18 protein-coding genes are annotated in these 20198 nt (G+C 67.6%); 14 read left to right on the forward strand and 4 right to left on the reverse strand.

Annotation, left to right across the window (positions count from 1 at the left end; genetic code table 11):
- Positions 1–97 precede the first annotated feature (97 nt).
- Both F614_RS0109055 and F614_RS0109060 read left to right on the forward strand, forming a co-directional pair.
- Positions 98–1267 carry a GNAT family N-acetyltransferase/peptidase C39 family protein gene (locus F614_RS0109055; protein WP_018881403.1) on the forward strand — a complete coding sequence of 390 codons (1170 nt, stop codon included), beginning with the start codon at positions 98–100 and terminating at the stop codon, positions 1265–1267.
- Complete coding sequence (locus F614_RS0109060; RefSeq protein WP_018881402.1) at positions 1260–2744, forward strand: RimK family protein; 1485 nt, start codon at positions 1260–1262, stop codon at positions 2742–2744. Before F614_RS0109055 ends, F614_RS0109060 begins: the two co-directional genes overlap by 8 nt.
- A 151-nt stretch (positions 2745–2895) precedes the next feature.
- Here F614_RS0109060 and F614_RS0109065 read toward each other — a convergent pair whose 3' ends face one another.
- Together F614_RS0109065 and F614_RS0109070 are read right to left on the reverse strand one after the other, a co-directional pair.
- Positions 2896–3441 carry a glycine cleavage system protein R gene (locus F614_RS0109065; protein WP_018876500.1) on the reverse strand — a complete coding sequence of 182 codons (546 nt, stop codon included), beginning with the start codon at positions 3439–3441 and terminating at the stop codon, positions 2896–2898.
- Between the two features lie 120 nt (positions 3442–3561).
- A complete protein-coding gene (locus tag F614_RS0109070) occupies positions 3562–4383 on the reverse strand; it encodes a TatD family hydrolase (RefSeq protein WP_018881401.1) in 822 nt (273 codons plus the stop codon).
- 359 nt (positions 4384–4742) lie between these two features.
- Between F614_RS0109070 and pepN the strand changes: the two genes are divergently transcribed.
- The 6 genes from pepN to F614_RS0109100 all read left to right on the forward strand — a co-directional run bounded on the left by pepN (position 4743) and on the right by F614_RS0109100 (position 12545).
- Entirely contained in the window at positions 4743–7379 is a 2637-nt protein-coding gene (pepN, locus tag F614_RS0109075) for an aminopeptidase N (protein ID WP_019558746.1), read from the forward strand.
- 243 nt (positions 7380–7622) lie between these two features.
- Entirely contained in the window at positions 7623–8063 is a 441-nt protein-coding gene (locus tag F614_RS0109080; RefSeq protein ID WP_051074669.1) for a hypothetical protein, read from the forward strand.
- 144 nt (positions 8064–8207) lie between these two features.
- On the forward strand, positions 8208–9734 hold the full coding sequence (locus F614_RS0109085) for a TolC family protein (protein WP_019558747.1): 1527 nt from the start codon (positions 8208–8210) through the stop codon (positions 9732–9734).
- Positions 9734–11158: a multicopper oxidase family protein gene (locus F614_RS0109090; RefSeq protein WP_019558748.1), complete on the forward strand. Its 1425-nt coding sequence runs from the start codon at positions 9734–9736 to the stop codon at positions 11156–11158. Before F614_RS0109085 ends, F614_RS0109090 begins: the two co-directional genes overlap by 1 nt.
- A 106-nt stretch (positions 11159–11264) precedes the next feature.
- A complete protein-coding gene (locus tag F614_RS0109095; protein ID WP_018881396.1) occupies positions 11265–11633 on the forward strand; it encodes a copper resistance CopC family protein in 369 nt (122 codons plus the stop codon).
- Between the two features lie 3 nt (positions 11634–11636).
- On the forward strand, positions 11637–12545 hold the full coding sequence (locus tag F614_RS0109100) for a copper resistance D family protein (RefSeq protein ID WP_019558749.1): 909 nt from the start codon (positions 11637–11639) through the stop codon (positions 12543–12545).
- Between the two features lie 26 nt (positions 12546–12571).
- On the opposite strand, the gene F614_RS0109105 is transcribed toward F614_RS0109100, so the two are convergent.
- Complete coding sequence (locus tag F614_RS0109105; RefSeq protein WP_018865634.1) at positions 12572–13693, reverse strand: S1C family serine protease; 1122 nt, start codon at positions 13691–13693, stop codon at positions 12572–12574.
- A 42-nt stretch (positions 13694–13735) separates the two neighbouring features.
- Here F614_RS0109105 and F614_RS0109110 point away from each other — a divergent pair, with 42 nt between their 5' ends.
- The 6 genes from F614_RS0109110 (at position 13736) to F614_RS0109135 (ending at position 18721) form a co-directional block, all read left to right on the forward strand.
- On the forward strand, positions 13736–14485 hold the full coding sequence (locus F614_RS0109110; RefSeq protein ID WP_019558750.1) for a Nif3-like dinuclear metal center hexameric protein: 750 nt from the start codon (positions 13736–13738) through the stop codon (positions 14483–14485).
- Between the two features lie 322 nt (positions 14486–14807).
- The gene (gene petA / locus F614_RS0109115; protein ID WP_026279149.1) at positions 14808–15410 is read left to right on the forward strand and encodes a ubiquinol-cytochrome c reductase iron-sulfur subunit; all 603 of its coding nucleotides are present in this window, start codon (positions 14808–14810) and stop codon (positions 15408–15410) included.
- Positions 15411–16820, forward strand: coding sequence for a cytochrome b N-terminal domain-containing protein (locus F614_RS0109120; protein WP_018865637.1), 1410 nt, complete (start codon positions 15411–15413; stop codon positions 16818–16820).
- Positions 16820–17563, forward strand: a complete 744-nt coding sequence (locus F614_RS0109125; protein WP_018876488.1) for a cytochrome c1 — start codon at positions 16820–16822, stop codon at positions 17561–17563. The genes F614_RS0109120 and F614_RS0109125 overlap by 1 nt, the downstream gene beginning before the upstream one ends.
- 106 nt (positions 17564–17669) lie before the next feature.
- Positions 17670–18296 carry a glutathione S-transferase N-terminal domain-containing protein gene (locus tag F614_RS0109130; RefSeq protein WP_018876487.1) on the forward strand — a complete coding sequence of 209 codons (627 nt, stop codon included), beginning with the start codon at positions 17670–17672 and terminating at the stop codon, positions 18294–18296.
- On the forward strand, positions 18293–18721 hold the full coding sequence (locus tag F614_RS0109135; protein WP_018878159.1) for a ClpXP protease specificity-enhancing factor: 429 nt from the start codon (positions 18293–18295) through the stop codon (positions 18719–18721). The genes F614_RS0109130 and F614_RS0109135 overlap by 4 nt, the downstream gene beginning before the upstream one ends.
- A 67-nt stretch (positions 18722–18788) precedes the next feature.
- Here F614_RS0109135 and F614_RS0109140 read toward each other — a convergent pair whose 3' ends face one another.
- Positions 18789–20168: an FAD-binding oxidoreductase gene (locus tag F614_RS0109140; protein WP_019558751.1), complete on the reverse strand. Its 1380-nt coding sequence runs from the start codon at positions 20166–20168 to the stop codon at positions 18789–18791.
- Positions 20169–20198: the final 30 nt, after the last annotated feature.

Below are 20198 nucleotides of genomic sequence, written 5' to 3' on the forward strand. Positions count from 1 at the left end.
CGGGGTCTTGCCGTCGGCAAATATTCCTGCTGGAGCGGGCTATTGGCGCCCGGTGGTTGCGCTACGATGGAGATCGGTCCGCCGCCGGGAGAGGAGCGTGAGCCAGCAGGTCAAGCAACGGGTCGCGCCCGCCGCAGAATCGCCCTTGATCCGTCCGGCCACGGTGGAGGATCTGGAGGCGCTAGTCGCGCTGGAAGATGCGGCGTTCGAGATCGATCGCATCTCGCGGCGGCAATTTCGCTACCTGCTCACGCGTGGGCATGCGGTCACGCTGGTGGCGGAGGATGCCGGCGGGGAGGGCTTGCTCGGCTACGTGATGCTGCTGTTCAGCCGCGGTACGTCGCTGGCGCGGCTGTACTCGATTGCGGTCAGCGCGCGGGCGCGCGGCCAGGGGCTGGGACGGCGTCTGGTGGAGGCGGCGGAAGACGCGGCGCGCCAGCACGGGCGGACCGATCTGCGCTTGGAGGTGCGGCGCGACAATGCGGCCAGCCTGGCCCTGTTCCGCGGGCTCGGCTATCGCGACTTCGGCACCATCGACGACTACTACGAGGACCACATGGATGCGCTGCGGCTGCAGAAGTCGCTGGCGATCGGCCCCGATCCGGCGCTGGTACGCGCGCCCTACTATGCGCAGACGCTGGAGTTCACCTGCGGCCCGGCCGCGCTGATGATGGCGATGCGCACGGTGGACCCGGCGCTGAAGCTGGACCGGCGCTTGGAGCTGCGCCTGTGGCGCGACGCCACCACGATTTTTATGACCTCGGGCCACGGCGGCTGCGGGCCGTACGGGCTCGCGCTGGCCGCGGCCCATCGCGGGTTCGAGGTGGAACTGCTGGTGCGCGATCGCGGCGTGGCGTTCGCGGATTCCGTGCGCAGCGCGGAGAAGAAGGAGGTGATGCAGCTGGTGCAGGAGGACATGGTCGAGGAGCTGGAACAGCTGGGGGTGCCGGTGGTGCACGGTCCGGTGAACGTATCCCAGCTGGAGGCGCGCTTTGCCGAGGGCGGGGTGCCGGTGGTGCTGATCAGCAGCGTGCGGCTGTATGCCGAGCGCTTCCCGCACTGGGTCACGGTGACGGGCTTCGACGAGCGCTTTGTCTACGTGCATGACCCGTTCGTGGACGTGGAGCAAGGGGGGCGCGCGGTGGACTCGGTGAACATGCCGATCGCGCGTGCGGACTTCGAGCGCATGGCGCGCTACGGCCGCGCGGGGCTGCAGGCGGCGGTGATCGTCGGCCCGCGCCGTACGGCGGAGGGCGCGCATGCCTGAGCACCGCATCCTGGTCGAGCGCCGGGCGGACTGGAAGTCGCACTTCCCCGACCTTCCGGTCATGGCTATTGACGACTACCTGCGTGGCCCCGCTGCCGACGACCCGGCCAACCTGCGTGTGATCAACCTGTGCCGCAGCCAGCGTTACCTGTCCGCCGGGTACTACGGCTCGCTGCTGGCGGAGGCGCGCGGGCACCGGGTGATCCCCAGCGTACGCACCCTGCAGGACCTGTCGCGCAAGTCCATCTACAGCCTGGATACCGAGGAACTGGACGAGCGCGTGGCACGCGTTCTGGGCCGCAGCCGCCAGGGCGCGCAGCCCGAGCGCCTGGAGCTGACCGTGCTGTTCGGCCAGTGCGACGAGCCGGCGCTGCAGGAGATCGCCGGCCAGCTGTTCGCCCTGTTCCCCGCGCCGATGTTCCGGGTGGAGTTCCGGCTGCAGGGACGCTGGCAGATCCACGCCCTTCGCTCGTTCGCGCTGAACGCGCTGGAACCCGAGCAGGAGCCGGCCTTCTTCGCCGCGCTGGAGCGCTACCTCTCCAAACCCTGGCGCCGCCGCCGCGGGGCACGCAGCGCGCGCTACGAGCTGGCCATCCTGCACAACCCGGACGAGGCGATGGCCCCGTCCACGCCGGCCACGCTCAAGCGCTTCGCCCGCGCCGGGCAGGAACAGGGGATGGATGTCGAGCTGATCCAGGCGCGCGATCTGCCACGACTGGCGGAGTTCGACGCCCTGTTCATCCGCGAGACCACCGCCATCGACCACTACACCTATCGCTTCGCGCGCAAGGCCGAGGCCGAGGGCATGGTGGTAATCGACGATGCCGACTCCATCCTGCGCTGCACCAACAAGGTCTATCTGGCTGAGCGCCTGGCCGCCCATCGCGTGCCGACGCCAAAGACCGTGATCCTCACCCGCGAGACCATCCTGCGCGCGGAGGAACAGATCGGCTATCCCGTGGTGCTCAAGATCCCGGACGGCAGCTTCTCGCGCGGGGTGTTCAAGGCGAACGACCGCGCCGAGCTGGAATCCATCGCCCGACGCCTCTTGAAGGAGAGCGATCTGATCCTCGCCCAGGAGTTTGTCTACACCGAGTTCGACTGGCGCATCGGCGTGCTCAACCGCCAGCCGCTGTATGCCTCGCAGTACCTGATGTCGCGCAAGCACTGGCAGATCGTCAATCACGACGCCAAGGGTGGCCCGCGCGAGGGCGGCTTCCGCACCCTGGCACTGGCGGACGTGCCCGCCGCCGTGGTCAAGACGGCCGTGAAGGCCGCCAACCTGATCGGCGACGGCCTCTATGGCGTCGATCTCAAGCAGACCCCGCGCGGCGTGATGGTCATCGAGGTCAACGACAACCCCAACCTCGACGCCGGCATCGAGGACAAGGTCCTCGGCGAGACCCTCTACACCACCCTGATGCAGGACTTCGTCCGCCGCCTCGACGCCGCCCGCCGCCACCGCGCCGCACCCTGATTGGAACGGGGTCTGCCCGTCGCCACGTCGCAGGATGCGATGAGCGAAGCGAATCGCATCGGGGGATGCACCGAGCGGGGAGTGGTGCGTTTCGCTGCGCTCAACGGCACCCTACGGTTGCAGGATGTTGCCTACCTGTGTCGGGCGGCGGTCAGGCTACGGCCTCGGGTGGTTCCTGCAGCGGGTCGTGGAGTTCGAGGTCGACCATCAACTCGTTGGCCAGGGCCTCCAGGTCGTCCTGCAGCGTGTGCAGGTCCAGGCCTTCCGGCACGCCCAGGCGGGCCTTTGCGCGGAACATCGGCTCGCCGGTCATCGAGCCCGGCTCGCAGGCCGTCTCCAGCGTCTCGACACTCACGCCGTGGCGCGAGAGTACGGCGGTGATGTCCTGCACGATCCCCGGTCGGTCGTGCCCGATCAGGTCCAGCACCACCGGATGCCGCGCCGCCGGGGGCAGCTCGCTGCCGCGCTGGATATGCACCTGCAGCGAGTCGCCTGCCAGCCCGCGCAGCGCGGCCTCCAGCGCGTCGGCATTCTCGGTATCCACCTCCAGCAGTACCACTCCGGCAAACTGTCCGGCCAGTTGCGTCATCCGGCTTTCCAGCCAGTTGCCGCCCGCCGACCGAGCCCGCGCCGCCACCGCGCTCACCAGCCCCGGCCGGTCCGGCCCGATCACCGTCAGAATCACCGAAGTCTTCATACGCACTTCCTCACACGAATCGCTATCGGACCAACCATCCTGCGCGCCCTTGCAGGCCATGACAATGCGCTGGATGTTGCTCACTGCGCCACCGCTCGAGGAACGGCACCATCGCTGCTCTCAGGCGTCGGCGGTTTCGGGCAGGCTGTAGAAGGCGCGGGCGGTGGCGGTGGTGTGGGCGGCGAGGTCTTCCGGGGTCTCGTCGCGCAGCTGGGCCACGTATTCGCCAATGTGGGGGAGGAAGGCGGGTTCGTTGCGCCGGCCGTTGCCGATCTTCTTGCCGCTGCCCTTGGGCAGGGTGCGTGGCAGCAGGTAGGGCGCGTCGGTCTCGATCATCAGGCGGCCGCGCGGGATGCGCGGGACCAGCGGGTGCAGGTGGGTGCCGCGGCGTTCGTCGCAGACCCAGCCGGTGATGCCGATGTGGCAGTCGAGGTCGAGGTATTCGGCCAGGGCGTCGGCCTCGCCGGTGAAGCAGTGCACCACGGCGGCCGGCAGCTTGTCGCGCCAGCGGCGCAGGATCTGGGCGAAGTCGTGGTGGGCGTCGCGCTCGTGCAGGAACACCGGCAGGCCGAGATCCGCGGCCAGCTCCAGCTGGGCCTCGAAGGCGATGCGCTGCTGCGGGCGCGGCGAGTGGTCGCGGTTGTAGTCCAGCCCCATCTCGCCCATGGCGACGACGTTGGCGTCCGCGCGGGCGAGGTCACTGAACCGCGCGGCGATCGCGTCGGTCCACTGTCTGGCCAGGTGCGGGTGTACGCCCAGGGTGGCGCGGCAGCAGTCCGGGTACTGGTCGGCGATCTCCAGGCACTTCTCGCTCTGGTGGGCGTCGGCGCCGGTGATCAGCATCCAGGAGACGCCGGCCTCGCGGGCGCGCTCGAGGACCTCGGAGCGTTCCTTGTTGAAGGATTCGTGGGTGAGGTTGAAGCAGATATCGATCCATTCCATGCGCGGTATGCTAACGGATTGGACGCGCAGCGCCAGATCCCCGGCGCCGTCATTGCGAGGCGCCGAAGGCGGTGAAGCAATCTCCTGCGGCTGGCAGTGCGGTGGATTCGAGGGCCCCGGTGGTTTCGGGCCGGGAGATTACTCGCTGCGCTCGCCCTGCGGGCCGGCCTGCGGCCGTTCAACGCGCTTCGCGCTTTTGTGCTTCGTCGCTGCGCTCCTCGCAATGACGGTGGTGGTCTCACATCATCGCGAGGAGCCCGGGCGTTGCAATGACGGCGCTGGCGTCCGGGTTTGGCGCCGGGACCGTTGCGCCGTGTTAAACCTTTTGCAGTGATTTTGATTTTGAACTGGAGTTTGGAATGCGTGATGCGAGTCCCCAGGCGGTTTATCTGAGCGATTACCAGCCGCCGGCGTTTGTGGTGGAGAGCCTGGAGCTGGACTTTGACCTGGCCGCGGCGACCACCGAGGTGACCACGCGCATGGCGGTGCGGCGCAACCCGCAGGCGGCGGAGCCGAATGGGGCGCTGCGGCTGTACGGCGATGGTGTGGAGCTGGTGTCGCTGACCGTGGATGGTGCGGAGCCGGGCGAGGGCCTGCTCGAGCAGGATGCCGAGGGCCTGCTGCTGCACGGCCTGCCGGAGGCGGCGCGACTGGAGATCGTCAGCCGCTGCCACCCGGAGCAGAACACCGCGCTGGAAGGCCTGTACGCCTCCAGCGGCAACCTGTGCACCCAGTGCGAGCCGGAGGGCTTTCGCCGCATCACCTTCTTCCCCGACCGCCCGGATGTGCTGACCACCTACCGCGTGCGCCTGGAGGCGGACCGGGCGCAGTACCCAGTGCTGCTGGCGAACGGCAACCGCGTGGAGGCCGGCGAGCTGGATGGCGGGCGCCACTACGCGGTGTGGGAGGACCCGTTCCCCAAGCCGTCGTACCTGTTTGCGCTGGTCGCCGGGGATCTCGCCTGCCAGCGCGACACCTTCACCACCATGTCCGGGCGCGAGGTCGCGCTGGAACTGTATGTCGAGGCGCACAACGCGGATCGCTGCGACCACGCGCTGGCGTCGCTGAAGCGCGCGATGCGCTATGACGAGGAGGCCTTCGGCCGCGAATACGACCTGGACGTGTACATGATCGTCGCGGTGGACGACTTCAACATGGGGGCGATGGAGAACAAGGGGCTGAACCTGTTCAACGCCAAGTACGTGCTCGCCAGCCCCGACACCGCCACCGACAGTGACTTTGTCGCCATCGAGTCGGTGATCGCCCACGAGTATTTCCATAACTGGTCGGGCAACCGCGTGACCTGCCGCGACTGGTTCCAGCTGTCACTCAAGGAAGGGCTCACGGTCTTCCGCGACCAGGAATTCACCACCGACTGCACCCTGTTCGGCGTCAAGCGCATCGACGATGTCGCCATGCTGCGCGCCTTCCAGTTCCCGGAGGACGCCGGACCGCTGGCGCACCCGGTGCGCCCGGACCACTACGCCGAGATCAACAACTTCTACACCCTGACCGTCTACGAGAAGGGCGCCGAGCTGATCCGCATGCTGCGCACCCTGATCGGGCGCGAGGCCTTCCGCCGCGGGCTGGACCTATACTTCGAGCGCTTCGACGGTCAGGCCGTGACGACGGACGACTTTGTCGCGGTGATGGCCGAGGCCAGCGGGCGCGATCTCGCCCGTTTCAAGCGCTGGTATACTCAGGCCGGCACGCCGCATGTGACCGCAGGCACCGCGTTCGACGGCCCCGGCGGACCGGCCCGTATCACACTCGCGCAGGAGACCCCGCCGACCCCGGGCCAGGCGCACAAGGAGCCGGTGGTGATCCCGGTGCGCATGGCCTTTCTCGATGCCGACGGCCAGCGCATCCGCGCGCGCCGGGACGGCGACGAAGCCGCGCGCGACGAATGGGTGCTGGAGCTGGACGCCGCCGAGCACACCTTCTGCTTCGAGGACCTGTCCGCCGAGGTGGCCGCGATCTCCTGGCTACGCGGCTTCTCCGCCCCGGTGATCCTGAACGCCAACCAGGGCGTGGACGAACTGGCGCACCTGCTGGCGCATGACGATGATGCCTTCGCCCGCTGGGAGGCCGCGCAGACCCTGTTCCGTCGCGCCATCCGTGCGCGCATCGAGCACGACGCCGCCGACTCCGCGCTGGAGGCCGCCATCGAGCACGCCCTGCACGCCCTGATCGAGGATCCGGCGATCGAGCCGGTGCTGCTGGCGACCATCCTGCAGCTGCCGCCCACGCGCGAGCTGGCCGAGTTGTTCGAGCGCGTCGATCCGGTGCGCCTGCGCATGGAGCGCGACGACCTGGAGAAGCGCCTCTATGCCCCGCTGACCGGCGCGATGCAGCAGATCCAGCCGAAGCTGGACGACGTGGACAATGGTGCCTTCACCGCCGAGGCGATGGGCCTGCGCCAGCTGCGCAACCGTCTGCTGGCGCTGCGTGTGGCGGCCCGCGACCAGGCCGCGGTGCCCGAGGCCCTGGCGCAGTACCAGAAGGCGCGCAGCATGACCATGCGCATGGGTGCGCTGAACGCGGTGAACGAACTGGATCACGAGGCCCGCGAGGTGCTGCTGACGGACTTCGAGCAGCGCTACCGCGACGACCCGCTGGTGCTGGACAAGTACTTCGGTCTGCAGGCCGGCAGCCAGGTCCCCGGCGGCTTCGAGCGCCTGGAGGCGCTGCTGGAGCACCCCGGGTTCCGCTGGACCAACCCGAACCGGGTGCGTGCGGTGCTGGGGCCGTTCATGGCCCGCAACGAACGCCATTTCCACCAGGAAGACGGCGCGGGCTACCGCCGCATGGGCGGCTTCGTCGAGAAGCTGGACGCGATGAACCCGCAGACCGCCGCCCGCCTGGCCCAGCCGCTGACGCGCTGGCAGAAGGTGGACAGCGTTCGCGGCGCACAGATGCGCGCGGAACTCGAGCGCCTCGCCGCGCTCGAACTGTCGCGCGACCTGCGCGACGTGATCGAACGCGCGCTCGCGTAGGAGGCCAGCCCCCTGGCCGATGGGGCGACGGGAATGTGTGTGGGAGCGGGCTTGCCCGCGAATGCCCCCGCCAAAGCCGGACGCGGGCAGGGGCATTCGCGTGCAGGCACGCTCCCACAAGCCCACAGGGGTGCGCTGATGTGTGCGGGCTGTGGTAGCGTATCGGCGGGTTATCGGGGTGATGCCTCCTGAGATGAGGGTTTGGCCGACGTGAAACGGGTCTTCCATCGACTGCTGTGCTGGATGCTGGTGCTGGCGATTGCCGGCCTGCCGGCACTTGCAGCCGTCGCGAGCGAGGGAGGCAGTCACGCCGGGCATGCGATGCACGGGGCCCAGTCGCAGGGCGACAAGGCGGCGGATCACGCGGACCATGATCATTCGCATGATCACGCGCACGGCGACCACCATGATCACCATGCGCAGGACGGTCCCGCCGATACTCGGCATGGCGGCGACCACGCCCATGAAGCATCCGATTCCTCTGACGCCAGCGGGGTGATCGTGCACGCGGATTGCCTGGATGGCGCCTGTCTGGCGAGTTGCTCGGCCTGCAGCCACTGCCAGGGCATGCCGTCCATCACCGGCATGCACCTGCTGACCCCGGTCACGCAGGCCATGCGCCTGTATTCCTTCCAGAGCGGCCCGCCTGCGGCCGCGTTATACCGACCCCCGATCCTCTCCTGATCTGACTACCGGCCCGAGCGCCGGGGCTGTCCGCACGTCCGGGTTCCACCCGGTGCTGGCGGATGGCAAGGCCGTGTCGCGCGTTCGCGCGGGATGCGGAATCGAAGTCCGATCAAGGAGATTTTCACGATGCGAGCAACCCGATTGCTGCTCCCCGTCGTTTCGGTGCTGTTCCTCGCCGGTTGCGCGGTCACTGCGCCCGAGCTGGACCGCTCCGAACTGGCGGAGGACATCTCGGTGCAGGGGATCGACCTGCCCGAGTCGGAGATGCCCCGCCCCTCCGGCGAGCTGACGCTCGAGGAGGCCATTCATCAGGCCCTGTGGCGCAACCCGCGCATGCAGCAGGCCTACGCCAAGCTGGATCTGACGGCTGCCGACGTGGTCGAGGCCGCCCAGTTTTCCAATCCCACCCTGTCGCTGTCGGTGATGCGCCCCGAGGGCGGTGGCGGCAACGAGACGGGGGTCGGCCTGGCCTGGGGGATTTCCGGCCTGCTGATGCGCAGTGCGCGTCAGGACATTGCCGAGGCCCACTGGGAGTCCACACGTCTGCAGCTGGCCGAAGGCATGGTGGCCCTGGCCTCGGACACCGAGCGTGCCTGGTATGACGCGGTGGCCGCGCGCCAGCGGGCGCAGGTGCAGGCGCTGGAGACCCGCGCCGCGGATCTCGGCTCGCTGCTGGGCGAGCGCTTCTATGACGCCGGCAACATCCCCGACCTGAAGCGGGTACAGCTGCGCATCCGTGCGGCCGAGGCCCGGCTGAAGCTCGAGGATGCGCGGCAGCGCGAGCGCGAAACCCGTCTGCGCCTGGCCCACCTGATGGGGCTGCCCGGCCAGGTGGATGGCTGGGAGGTCCCCGGCAAGCTGCCGTTGCCGCTGGCCGGTGTGGACGATCGCGATGCCCTGGTCGAGCAGGCGCTGGAGCAGCGTCTGGACCTGCGGGCCCTGGACCATGCCCTGGAGGGGCTCACCGAGGGCGTGGCCCTGGTGCGGCGCTATCGCTGGCTGGGTGACATCGAGCCCGGTATCGAGTTCGAGCGCGAGACGGACGGCACCCGCCTGTGGGGCGGTGGCATCTCCTTCACCCTGCCGATCTTCAACCAGAACCAGGCCGGCATCGCCCGGGCCGAGGCGCGGCTGGAGGACGGTGAGGCCCGGCGGGCCAAGCTGGAGCAGGCGGTGACCGCCGATGTGCACCAGCACTTCGTGCGGCTGGCCCATCACCGCGACAAGTTCAGCACCAAGCGCTATGAATTGCTGCCGGCCCGGGAGATCGAACTGGAGCGCGTGCAGGAGCGCGTGAACTTCATGTTCGACGATGTCTTCGACCTGCTGGTGACCAAGCAGGAAGAGCTGGCCGACTGGCAGCGGGCCGTGGCCGCGCTGGGTGACTACTGGCGGGCCCGGGTGGATCTGGCCTTTACGGTGGCCGGCGAGCTGCCGGGCGGGGCGCCGGGTGACGAGGGCTACCTCGAAACCGACGCGCTGGAGCATGACCCGTCCGAGATGGATCACGACCATCATGACCACGGGGACCACGGGGACCACGGGGATCACGGGGATCACGGGGATCACGGGGATCACGGGGATCACGGGGATCACGGGGATCACGGGGATCATGACCATGGCGATCACGGTGACCACGGCGACGACGGTCACGGAGGGCATCACTGATGAAACGGCGTAACTTCCTGCTGGCCGCCGGCGCGGCAATGCTGCCGGCAACCACCCTGACCCGGGTGATGGCCGAAACGGGTCACGAGCACCACAACGAGGGCGATGCCACGCCCGGCGAACGCACCGAACAGGGCTACATGCCGGTGCATACGCCGAACGGCTGGACCCTGCCATATGAAATGAACAACGGCGTGAAGGAGTTCCACCTGGTCGCCGAGGAGATCGAGCACGAGTTCGCGCCCGGCTCGGTGGCGAAGTGCTGGGGCTACAACGGCACCACCCCGGGGCCGACCATCGAGGCGGTGGAGGGCGACAAGGTTCGCATCTACGTGACCAACCGCCTGCCGGAATACACCTCGGTGCACTGGCACGGCATCCACCTGCCCTCGGGCATGGACGGGGTGAAGGGCGTGACCCAGCCGCCGATCCATCCGGGCGAGACCTTCGTCTACGAGTTCGAGCTGAACCAGCACGGCACGCACATGTATCACCCGCATGCCGACGAGATGGTGCAGATGGCGATGGGGATGATGGGGATGTTCATCATCCACCCGAAGGACGGCGAGATCGAGCCGGTGGACCGCGACTACGCGATCCTGCTGCACAACTGGGGCCTGCACCCGGGCACGCGCACGCCGGATCCGTCGATCATGGTCGACTTCGACCTGTGGTCGATGAACTCGAAGGTGTTCCCGGCCATCGACTCGCTGGTGGCGAAGACCGGCGAGCGCGTGCGCATCCGCATGGGCAACCTGTCGATGTGGAACCACCCGATGCACGTGCACGGGGTGTCGTTCGAGGTCACCGGTTCCGATGGCGGGCGCTGGCCGCGCAACCAGTGGCGCAAGGAGACCACGGAGATCGTCGCGGTCGGCCAGACCCGCGATATCGAGTTCGTCGCGCCACCGGGTGACTGGGCGTTCCACTGCCACATGTCCCACCACACCATGAACCCGATGGGGCACGGCATCGCCAACACCCTGGGTGTGGACCAGTCCGGCCTCGAGGAGGAGATCCGTACGCTGCTGCCCGGCTATATGGCCATGGGCGAACACGGCATGGCGGATCACCAGGACCATACCGACGGCGGCCACATGCGCGGGCCGGAGAACACCCTGCCGATGGGGATGGGCCAGGGGCCGTTCGGCAACATCGGCATGGGCGGCATGTTCACCCTGATCAAGGTGCGCGACGACCTGGAGCCCGGGGATTTCCGTGATCCGGGCTGGTACTGGCACCCGGACGGGGAGGTGGCCCGCCGCGTGAGCAGCGATCCCGATTTCGGCAGTCCGGTGCGCCGCGGCAAGGTCGCGGGTGCGGATTCCGACGGGCTCCCGACCCCCAGCCGCGATGCCCACGGTGGGCATGGAGGTCATGGGGGGCATGGAGGACACAACGGCCACGGAGGCCACAACCACTAAGCGTCCACGGGTGCAGGTGCCGGGACCGCTGCAAGGCGGCCCCCGGTGGCCTGCGGCCGGCGGACTCTGAGACGACACGACTGCACTTGAACAACTTGAGGACGACATGATGACGATTGGTAACCGCAATATCCTGCGTTCCGCCCTTGCGGCCCTGCTGCTGGCCTTCGCCAGCCCCCTGCTGGCCCACGAGGGCGAAATGGGACAGGTCCCGGAGGATGGCTCCACGGTGCAGGGCACCCCGGAGGAGATCGGGATTCACTTCGATGGCGCGATGCGCATCACCCAGTTCGACGTGATCGGCCCGCAAGGCCGCGTGTCTCTCGAGAACGAGCCGGGCAGTGATCCGACCGAGGAGTACCATGTGCGTCCGGCCGGCGATCTGGAACCGGGTCGTTACGAGGTGCGCTGGCGCGGTCTGGCCCGCGACGGCCACATGATGTCCGGGAGCTTCCGCTTCACGGTGGAGAACTAGGCCGTGGCCTGGCTGTCTGCGCTGTCCGGTGTGGATGCCTGGACGGGCGCCATGATGCTGGTGGCGGCCGGGTTCTATGCCGGTGCCTTGCTGGCGGCCGGGGCGGTGCTGTTTCGCCTGGCGTTTCCGGATCTGCCTGATCCGGATCGCCGGGCGGCCAGCCGCATGGGTGCGATCGCGGCCTGGGTCGCGATCGTGCTGGCCCTGGTCCAGTGGCCGCTGCAGGCCGGATACCTCGGGGGTGGCAATGGTGCGGCTGCCTTCGACCCCATGCTGCTCGGCGTGGTGTTCGAGGGGGCGCAGGGAACCCGGCTGGTGCTGGCTGTGAGCGGTTTGTTGCTGGTGCAGGCGATCCTGCTGGATGCCCGTCGGTTGCCGGGGCTGGGCTACGGTCTCAGCCTTGCCGGCGTATTGCTGGTGATGCTCGCCTTCGTGCAGGTCGGGCACACGGTGGACGAGCCGCGCGTCCTGCTGGGAGGGCTGCTGGTGCTGCATCTGCTGACTGCGGCCTTCTGGGTCGGTTCGTTGTGGCCGCTGTATCGCCTGGCGGGGCACCCGCCGGCGGGTTGTGATGCCGCGCGCATCCTGGCGCGCTTTGGCCAGGTGGCGGTGTTCGGGGTCGGGCTGCTGGTGCTGGCCGGTGTGGTGCTGGCGGCCTTGCTGCTGGGCGGTGTCACGCCATTGCTCACCACGGGCTATGGGCAGTTCCTGATCGGCAAGGTCCTGATCGTCGGATTGCTCCTGCTGCTGGCCGCCGCGAACAAGTGGCGGCTGGTGCCGGCGTTCGAGCGCGGCGAACCCGGGGCCCCCGGGCGGCTGCGCCGCAGTATCGCGCTGGAGGGCGGTCTGGTCGGGTCGATCCTGCTGCTGACCGCGGTACTGACCACGGTCAGTTCGCCGGCCGGTGGATAGGCGACGCGGGCGCTAGCGGTTCGGCGTCAGATGGGTCGCTGGGCGACCGTGGCGGCGAGTTCGACGTCCTCGCCCTCGCGCTGGACACGGATGTCCAGGGTCGCGCCGGGCGAGGTGCGGGCGATCACGTTGAGCGCTTCTCGCGGGGTGTTCACGCTGCTGCCGTCCAGGTGGGTGATGATGTCCCCCGGTCGGATTCCAGCTTCTTCCGCAGGCCCCTCGCGCAGGATGCCGGCGACCAGCACGCCGCGCGGCGTGTCCAGGCCGAAGGATTCGGCCAGTTCGCGGTTCATCGCCTGGACCTCGATCCCCAGCCAGCCGCGGGCGACATAGCCCTGTTCGATGATCTCGGTCATCACGCTGCGCGCCAGATCCACCGGGATCGCGAAGCCGATGCCGTGGGAGCCGCCGGAGCGCGAGAAGATCGCGGTGTTGATGCCGACGACCTCGCCGCGCGCATTGATCAGCGCGCCGCCGGAATTGCCCGGATTGATCGCCGCGTCGGTCTGGATGAAGTCCTCGAAGGTGTTGATCCCGAGCTGGTTGCGCCCGGTGGCGGAGACGATCCCCTGGGTCACCGTCTGGCCGACGCCGAAGGGGTTGCCGATGGCGAGCACGACGTCGCCCACCCGCAGGTCGCTGGAGTGCCCCACCGTGGCCACACCGAGCCCCGGCGCGCGCACGCGCAGAACGGCAAGGTCGGTATCCGGATCGATGCCGATGATCTCGGCGGGGTGGGCCTCGCCGCCGGGGAGCATGATGGCAATGGCATCAGCCTCCTCGATCACGTGGTGATTGGTGAGGATGTGCCCCTGTTCGGTCATGATGACCCCGGAACCGAGGCTGGACTGCTCCTGTTCACCCGGCGGAAGGGGCTGGCCGAAGAATTCATGCAGGCCGAGGCCGGAGGGCCGGTCGATGGTGCGCGAGGTCATGATGTTGACGACCGCGGGTGCGGCGCGGCGTACGCCGTCGGCGTAGCTGGCCGGCGCACCCGTGGCGCCCGGGGCCGGCACGGGTTCGGCGACCTGCAGATCGGCGCCGGATTCGTCGCGGCCGAGGATCTCGGGGAAGAACACCGCGATCACCACGGCCAGGGCAATACCGGTCAGCGCGGCTTGCAGCAGAAAGCGAGAGAAATTCACCATATGTCGAATATACCGAATCAGCGTTCAACAGGGGATCCCGCCGTGGTCAATCGCGATGAACTGATGCAGGCACTGAATGCGGAGCTCGAGCCGGAGCGTTTCCGCGATTACTGCCCGAATGGTCTGCAGGTGGAGGGGCGCCGCGAGATCCGTCGGATCGTCAGCGGGGTGACCGCCTCCCTGGCGCTGGTGGAGGCGGCGGTGGAGGCCGGGGCCGACCTGATCCTGGTGCACCACGGGTACTTCTGGAAGGGCGAACCGCAGGAGGTGACCGGCATGAAGCGCGAGCGCATGCGCCTGCTGCTGGCGCATGACATCAACCTGGTCGCCTACCACCTGCCGCTGGATGCCCACCCGGTGCTTGGCAACAACACCCAGTTGGCCGGGCGCCTGGGATTCGCGATCGACGGTGTGCTGCGCGAGGACGGCGTCGGCCAGGTGGGGAGCCCGGCGCGGGTGATGTCGGCGCCCGACATGCAGGCGCATATCAGCAACGTGCTGGGGCGCGAGGCGCTGTGCGTGGAGGCCGGTGACCATCCCATCCGCCGCATCGCCTGGTGTACCGGCGGGGCCCAGTCCCTGCTTGCCGAGGCCGCGGCACAGGGAGTGGATGCCTACATCAGTGGCGAGATCTCCGAGCAGACCACCCACGAGGCGCGCGAGCTGGGGGTGCACTACTTCGCTGCCGGACATCATGCGACCGAGCGCTACGGGGCCCCGGCCCTGGGCCAGTGGTGCGCGGAGCGCTTCGGTCTCGAACACCAGTTTATCGAGATCGACAATCCCGCCTGAGCGGGGGTGATCCCGCCCGCACGCGACTGCGTGCGAGATTGCCGTGCAGCCTGTTCGCTTTGGGGGCGTGCCGGACACCCCGTCCGCGCCCGTCTGTAATCAGTTGGTTATGTAGGTTTTCGACGCGCGTGACCAAGCGCAATGCTCGGTCTTAAGGCAGTAATCTACTTGACCTTATTAGCGTGTTCGGGAATTCTATCGGATTTTACAGCCCGCCCAGATGGGTATTCGCGCGTGCGGCCAAGGCCCCTCGCGTTCAGGCTGCGCCTTGGTTGCGTGGCTGCGGGAATACGATTTCAACACGTTGTTTGGAGAGACAAACATGGCAAACCAAGGCGTAAACCGAGGCCGGCGCCGGTTCCTCGTCGCCGCGACATCTGTCGTAGGCGGAGCCGGGGTCGCCGCTGTCGCGGCCCCGTTCCTGGCGTCCTTGCAGCCCAGCGCGCGCGCTCAGGCGGCCGGGGCCCCTGTCGAGTTCGACGTGTCCGCTGTCGAGCCGGGCCAGCGTGTCAGCGTCGAATGGCGCGGCCAGCCCATCTGGGTCGTGCGACGCACCGAAGAGATGATCGCCGGTTTGTCCGAGGTGACCGACCGTCTGCGCGATCCGGAGTCCGAGGTCGAGAGCCAGCAGCCGGAATACGCGCAGAACGAGCACCGTTCGCGCAATCCCGAGTTCCTGGTCGTGATCGGCATCTGCACCCATCTGGGCTGCTCGCCCACCTACCGCCCGGAGATCGGCGACCCCGAGATGGGGTCCGACTGGCAGGGTGGCTGGCTGTGCGGCTGCCACGGCTCCCGCTTCGACCTGGCCGGCCGCGTGTATCGCAACATGCCGGCGGCGACCAACCTGGTGATCCCGCGCCACATGTACCGCACGGACACCTTGCTTGTCATTGGCGAAGACGAAGACGGGGAGGCGATCTAAATGGCCAGCAATCCTGATACCAAGATCCAGGGCGGTCTGCTGGGCTGGGTCGATGCCCGCTTCCCGCTCTCCCAGATGTGGAACGAGCATCTGGCGCAGTACTACGCGCCGAAGAACTTCAACTTCTGGTATTTCTTCGGCTCCCTGGCGCTGCTGGTGCTGGTCATCCAGATCGTCTCCGGCATCTTCCTGACCATGTTCTACAAGCCCGATGCGGAACTCGCGTTCGCGTCGGTCGAGTACATCATGCGCGACGTGGAGTGGGGGTGGCTGATCCGCTACATGCACTCCACCGGCGCCTCGATGTTCTTCGTGGTGGTCTATCTGCACATGTTCCGGGCACTGCTGTACGGCTCCTACAAGAAGCCGCGCGAGCTGATCTGGATCTTCGGTGTGCTGATCTACCTGGTGCTGATGGCCGAGGCCTTCGCCGGCTACCTGCTGCCGTGGGGCCAGATGTCCTACTGGGGCGCACAGGTGATCGTGAACCTGTTCCAGACCATCCCGTACATCGGGCCGGACCTGGTGACCTGGATTCGCGGTGACTTCCTGCTCTCCGATGCCACGCTGAACCGCTTCTTTGCGCTGCACGTGATTGCCCTGCCGCTGGTGCTGATCATGCTGGTGGCCGCGCACATCATTGCGCTGCACGAAGTGGGTTCCAACAACCCGGACGGCATCAACATCAAGGAAAACAAGGACGAGAACGGCATCCCGAAGGATGGCATCCCGTTCCACCCGTACTACTCTGTGAAGGATCTGGTCGGTGTCGGCGTGTTCCTGATGGTCTTTGCCGTGATCATGTTCTTCTTCCCGACCGGTGGCGGCCTGTTCCTGAAGCCGGACAACATGATCCCGGCCGACCCGCTGGTCACCCCGGATCTCATCCCGCCGGTGTGGTACTTCACCTCGATGTATTCGGTGCTGCGATCCGTGCCGGATCCGTTCCTCGGCGTGGTCGCGATGGGCCTTGCGGTGGTGATGCTGTTCTTCATCCCGTGGCTGGATCGCAATCCGGTACTGTCGATGCGCTACCGCTCGTTCGCGGCCAAGTTCAACCTGGCGGTGTTCGTGGTGGCCTTCGTGATCCTCGGCTGGCTGGGTCTGCAGCAGGCCACCACGGAAGTGAGCGAGATGAGCCTGCGCTTCTCCACGGTCTACTTCGCGTTCTTCTTCCTGCTGTGGTTCCTCAGCAAGGAACGCTCCGCGGTCTTCAGCCTGATCGCATTCGCCGTGGTGGTGGGTATCTACACGATCTACGACATCCTGCGTTTCGATCCGAGTGACGCGAGTCTGATCATGTGGTCCTGGCTGATTCCGACCGTGTATCTGTTCGTGACCATGGTGGCCCCCGCCTTCGCGCGTGGCCTGGGCCGTGACCGTGCCGTTCCGGAAAGGGTGACTTCGTAATGAAAACGCTGATTGCAACTACGTTCCTGGCCGCTGCGGCCCTGTTCACCGTCCCGGCCGCCTCGGCGGCCGGGTACGACGGTGACCTGGAGAAGGCCAATATTGACGTGACCAATGAGGCCTCGCTGCAGCGCGGTGCCAACCTGTTCATGAACTACTGCATGGGTTGCCACTCCACGGAGTACATGCGCTACAACCGCGTCGCGCGGGATATCGGGCTGACCGAGCAGCACATGGAAGAGAACTTCATCTTCATTACCGACGAAGCCGGTGATCCGGTCGGTGTGGGTTCGCTGATGAAGAACGCCATGAGCGACGACTACGGCGAAGAGGCCTTCGGCGTGGTCCCGCCCGACCTGACCATGACCACCCGCATCCATGGCGAGGACTGGGTCTACACCTTCCTGAAGAGCTTCTATGTGGATGAGTCGCGTCCGCTGGGCGCGAACAATACCGTGTTCAGCAACGTCGGCATGCCGCACGTGCTGTGGGAGCTCCAGGGCTGGCAGGAGAAGGTTGTCGACGAGGACGGCAACGAGCGTCTCGAGTTGGTGCGCTCCGGTAGCATGACGCCCAGCGAATACGACCGCGCCGTGCGCGACATCGTCACCTACCTCTCCTACATGGGCGAGCCGATGCAGCTGGACCGCCAGCGGATCGGCCTGTACGTCCTGATTTTCCTCGGGATCTTCACGATCCTGGCCTACTTCTTGAAAAAGGAGTACTGGAAAGACGTACACTAGGCGGCCTGAACCGTCGCCGGCGCACTGACCAAGGATGATCGCGCGCCGGTGTTATTGACCGTCTGCCCGGCGTGGCCTCGTGCCTGGCCGGGCTAGGGAGAAAGCCATGGCGCTGGTCGCCAACCGTCGTTCCGTTATGACCCTGTTTTCTGCTCACGACTGTGTGCGCTGCCACCGGGTGCGCATCATCCTTGCGGAGAAGGACATCGCCGTGGATGTCGTGAATCTCGGGCCGGACGAGCTGCCCGAGGATCTCTCCGATCTGAATCCGTACAACGAGGTCCCGACCCTGGTGGATCGCGATCTGGCCCTGTACGGGACGCATGTCATCACCGAATACCTGGACGAGCGTTTTCCGCATCCGCCGTTGATGCCGGTGGATCCGGTTTCGCGGGCGGCCGCGCGGCTGGCGCTTTATCGCGTGGAACGCGACTGGTACGAGGGGCTGGACGCGGTCTACAAGGCCTCCGGCTCGGGGTTGACCAAGGCGCGCAAGATCCTGCGCGAGAGCCTGGTGAGCTCGGCGGAGATCTTCGAACTCAAGCCGTACTTCCTGAGTGACGAGTTCTCCATCGTCGACTGTGCCATTGCCCCCGTAATGTGGCGGCTTCCGGCGGTCGGTATCGACCTGACCTCGCTGCCGCAGGCGATCCAGGAATACGCCGACCGTGTGTGCAAGCGCGAGTCTTTCCAGGTGAGTCTGACCGAGGCCGAGCGCGAGCTGCGCCTGTGACTTCGTCGCGCCCCTATCTGCTCCGTGCGCTGTGGGAGTGGGTCACGGATAACGGCTTCACGCCGCATATCCTGGTCGACGCCACGGTCGAGGGTGTGGTCGTGCCCGAGGCCTTTGTGGATCAGGGCAAGATCACCCTGAACGTTGGTCCCTCCGCGGTACAGGCGCTGAATATCGGGGACGACGCCGTGGCCTTCTCGGCCCGCTTCGCCGGCAACCCGATGGATGTGTTTGTGCCGATGCCAGCGGTCCTGGCGGTCTACGCCCGCGAGAACGGGCAGGGCATGATGTTCGGCAGTGAGCCGGGGCCCGGCCCCGAGGACGATGGTCCAGGCGCGCCGCCGGATGGGTCCGGTGATGGCGGGGGCGGAGAGGATGCCCCGGCGCCCAGGCGCAAGGGGCCGTCGCTCAAGGTCGTCAAGTAGTGCGCAGGGCCCCGTATGGGGCCCGTTTCTTTTCCGGGGATGTGTGCCGGACGAAGGGGGCGTAGCCTCAGGCCGGGCCGGGTGCCTTGCCGGGGTTGAGGATGTTGTCGGGATCGAACTCGCGCTTGATGCCCGCCATCAGCCCCAGTGCCACCGGGTCCAGCTCACGCGCCACATAGGGCCGCTTGACCAGCCCGATGCCGTGTTCGCCGGACAGGGTGCCGCCGAGCGCGAGGACCAGCGTAAAGACCCCGTCCAGGCACCGTTCGGCCGCCGCCAGCTCCTGCGGATCGTCCGGGTTGACCAGCAGGTTCACGTGGATGTTGCCGTTGCCGGCATGGCCGAAATTCACGATCTTGATCGCATGCTCCGTGGCCAGGCGGTCCAGGCCCGCGATCAGCTCGGGGATGCGCGAGACCGGCACGACCACGTCCTCGTTGATCTTCTTCGGCGCCACCGTCCGCAGCGCCGGGGACAGGGCCTTGCGTACGGCCCACAAGGCCTGTGCCGCCTCGGGGGTGTCGGCGCTGTGGGTCTCCAGGCAGCCCGGGCCCTCGGCCGCGGCGCGCACGCCGGCGGTGGTGGCGTCGATACCGGCCTCGGTGCCATCCGTTTCGATCATCAGGATGGCGCCGGCGCCCGCAGGCAGGGGGCAGTCCGGATCATAGTCGCGAATCATGGCAATGGCGGAGTGGTCCATGAATTCCAGCGACGAGGGGACTTCCGCTCGGGCCATCAGGCGCGAGACGGCGCGGGCAGCGTCGCCGACATCGCGATATACCGCCTGGATCAGGCGGGTCGCCTCCGGCCTGGGGGTGAGGCGCAGCGTGGCCTCCGTGATCACGGCCAGCGTGCCCTCGGAGCCGATCAGCAGCCGGGTGAGGTCGTAACCCACGACACCCTTGGTGGTGTGGACCCCGGTGCGAAAGGCCTCTCCGGTGCCGGCCACGCCGGCGAGGCCCAGGGTGTTGTCCCGCGGGGTGCCGTACTTCACCGCATGCGGCCCCGCGGAGTTGTACGCCAGGTTGCCGCCCAGGCTGCAGTAGGCGCTGCTGGTCGGATCCGGTGGCCAGAAAAAGCCGTGGCGTCCCGCGGCCTGCTGGATCTCGCCGTTGGTGACGCCGGGTTCCGCGATCAGCCAGCGATTGTCCGGGTCCACCTCGAGGATGCGGTTCATGTGCTCGAAGGACACCACCAGCCCCCCGTGGTCCGGCACCGCGGCGCCCGTGGTGCCCGTCCCGCGCCCCCGGCAGGTGAGTGCAACGCCCAGCCGCCGGCACAGTCGCACCAGCTCGCGCACGGTATCCGCGTCGCGCGGGAAGGCCACCGCGTCCGGGACCGCGTGGAGCTTCGAGTTGTCCGCGCCATACGTCCAGCAGTCCGCCGGATCGAGCAACCGGTCGCCGGGTGCCAGCAGTTGTTCCAGTTCGCGGGTCAGTGGAGTCATGGGGCGGGCTTTGGATTCAAGGGAGCCGGT

This window comes from Thioalkalivibrio sp. ALE12, assembly GCF_000381105.1.
Taxonomy (GTDB): Bacteria; Pseudomonadota; Gammaproteobacteria; order Ectothiorhodospirales; family Ectothiorhodospiraceae; genus Thioalkalivibrio.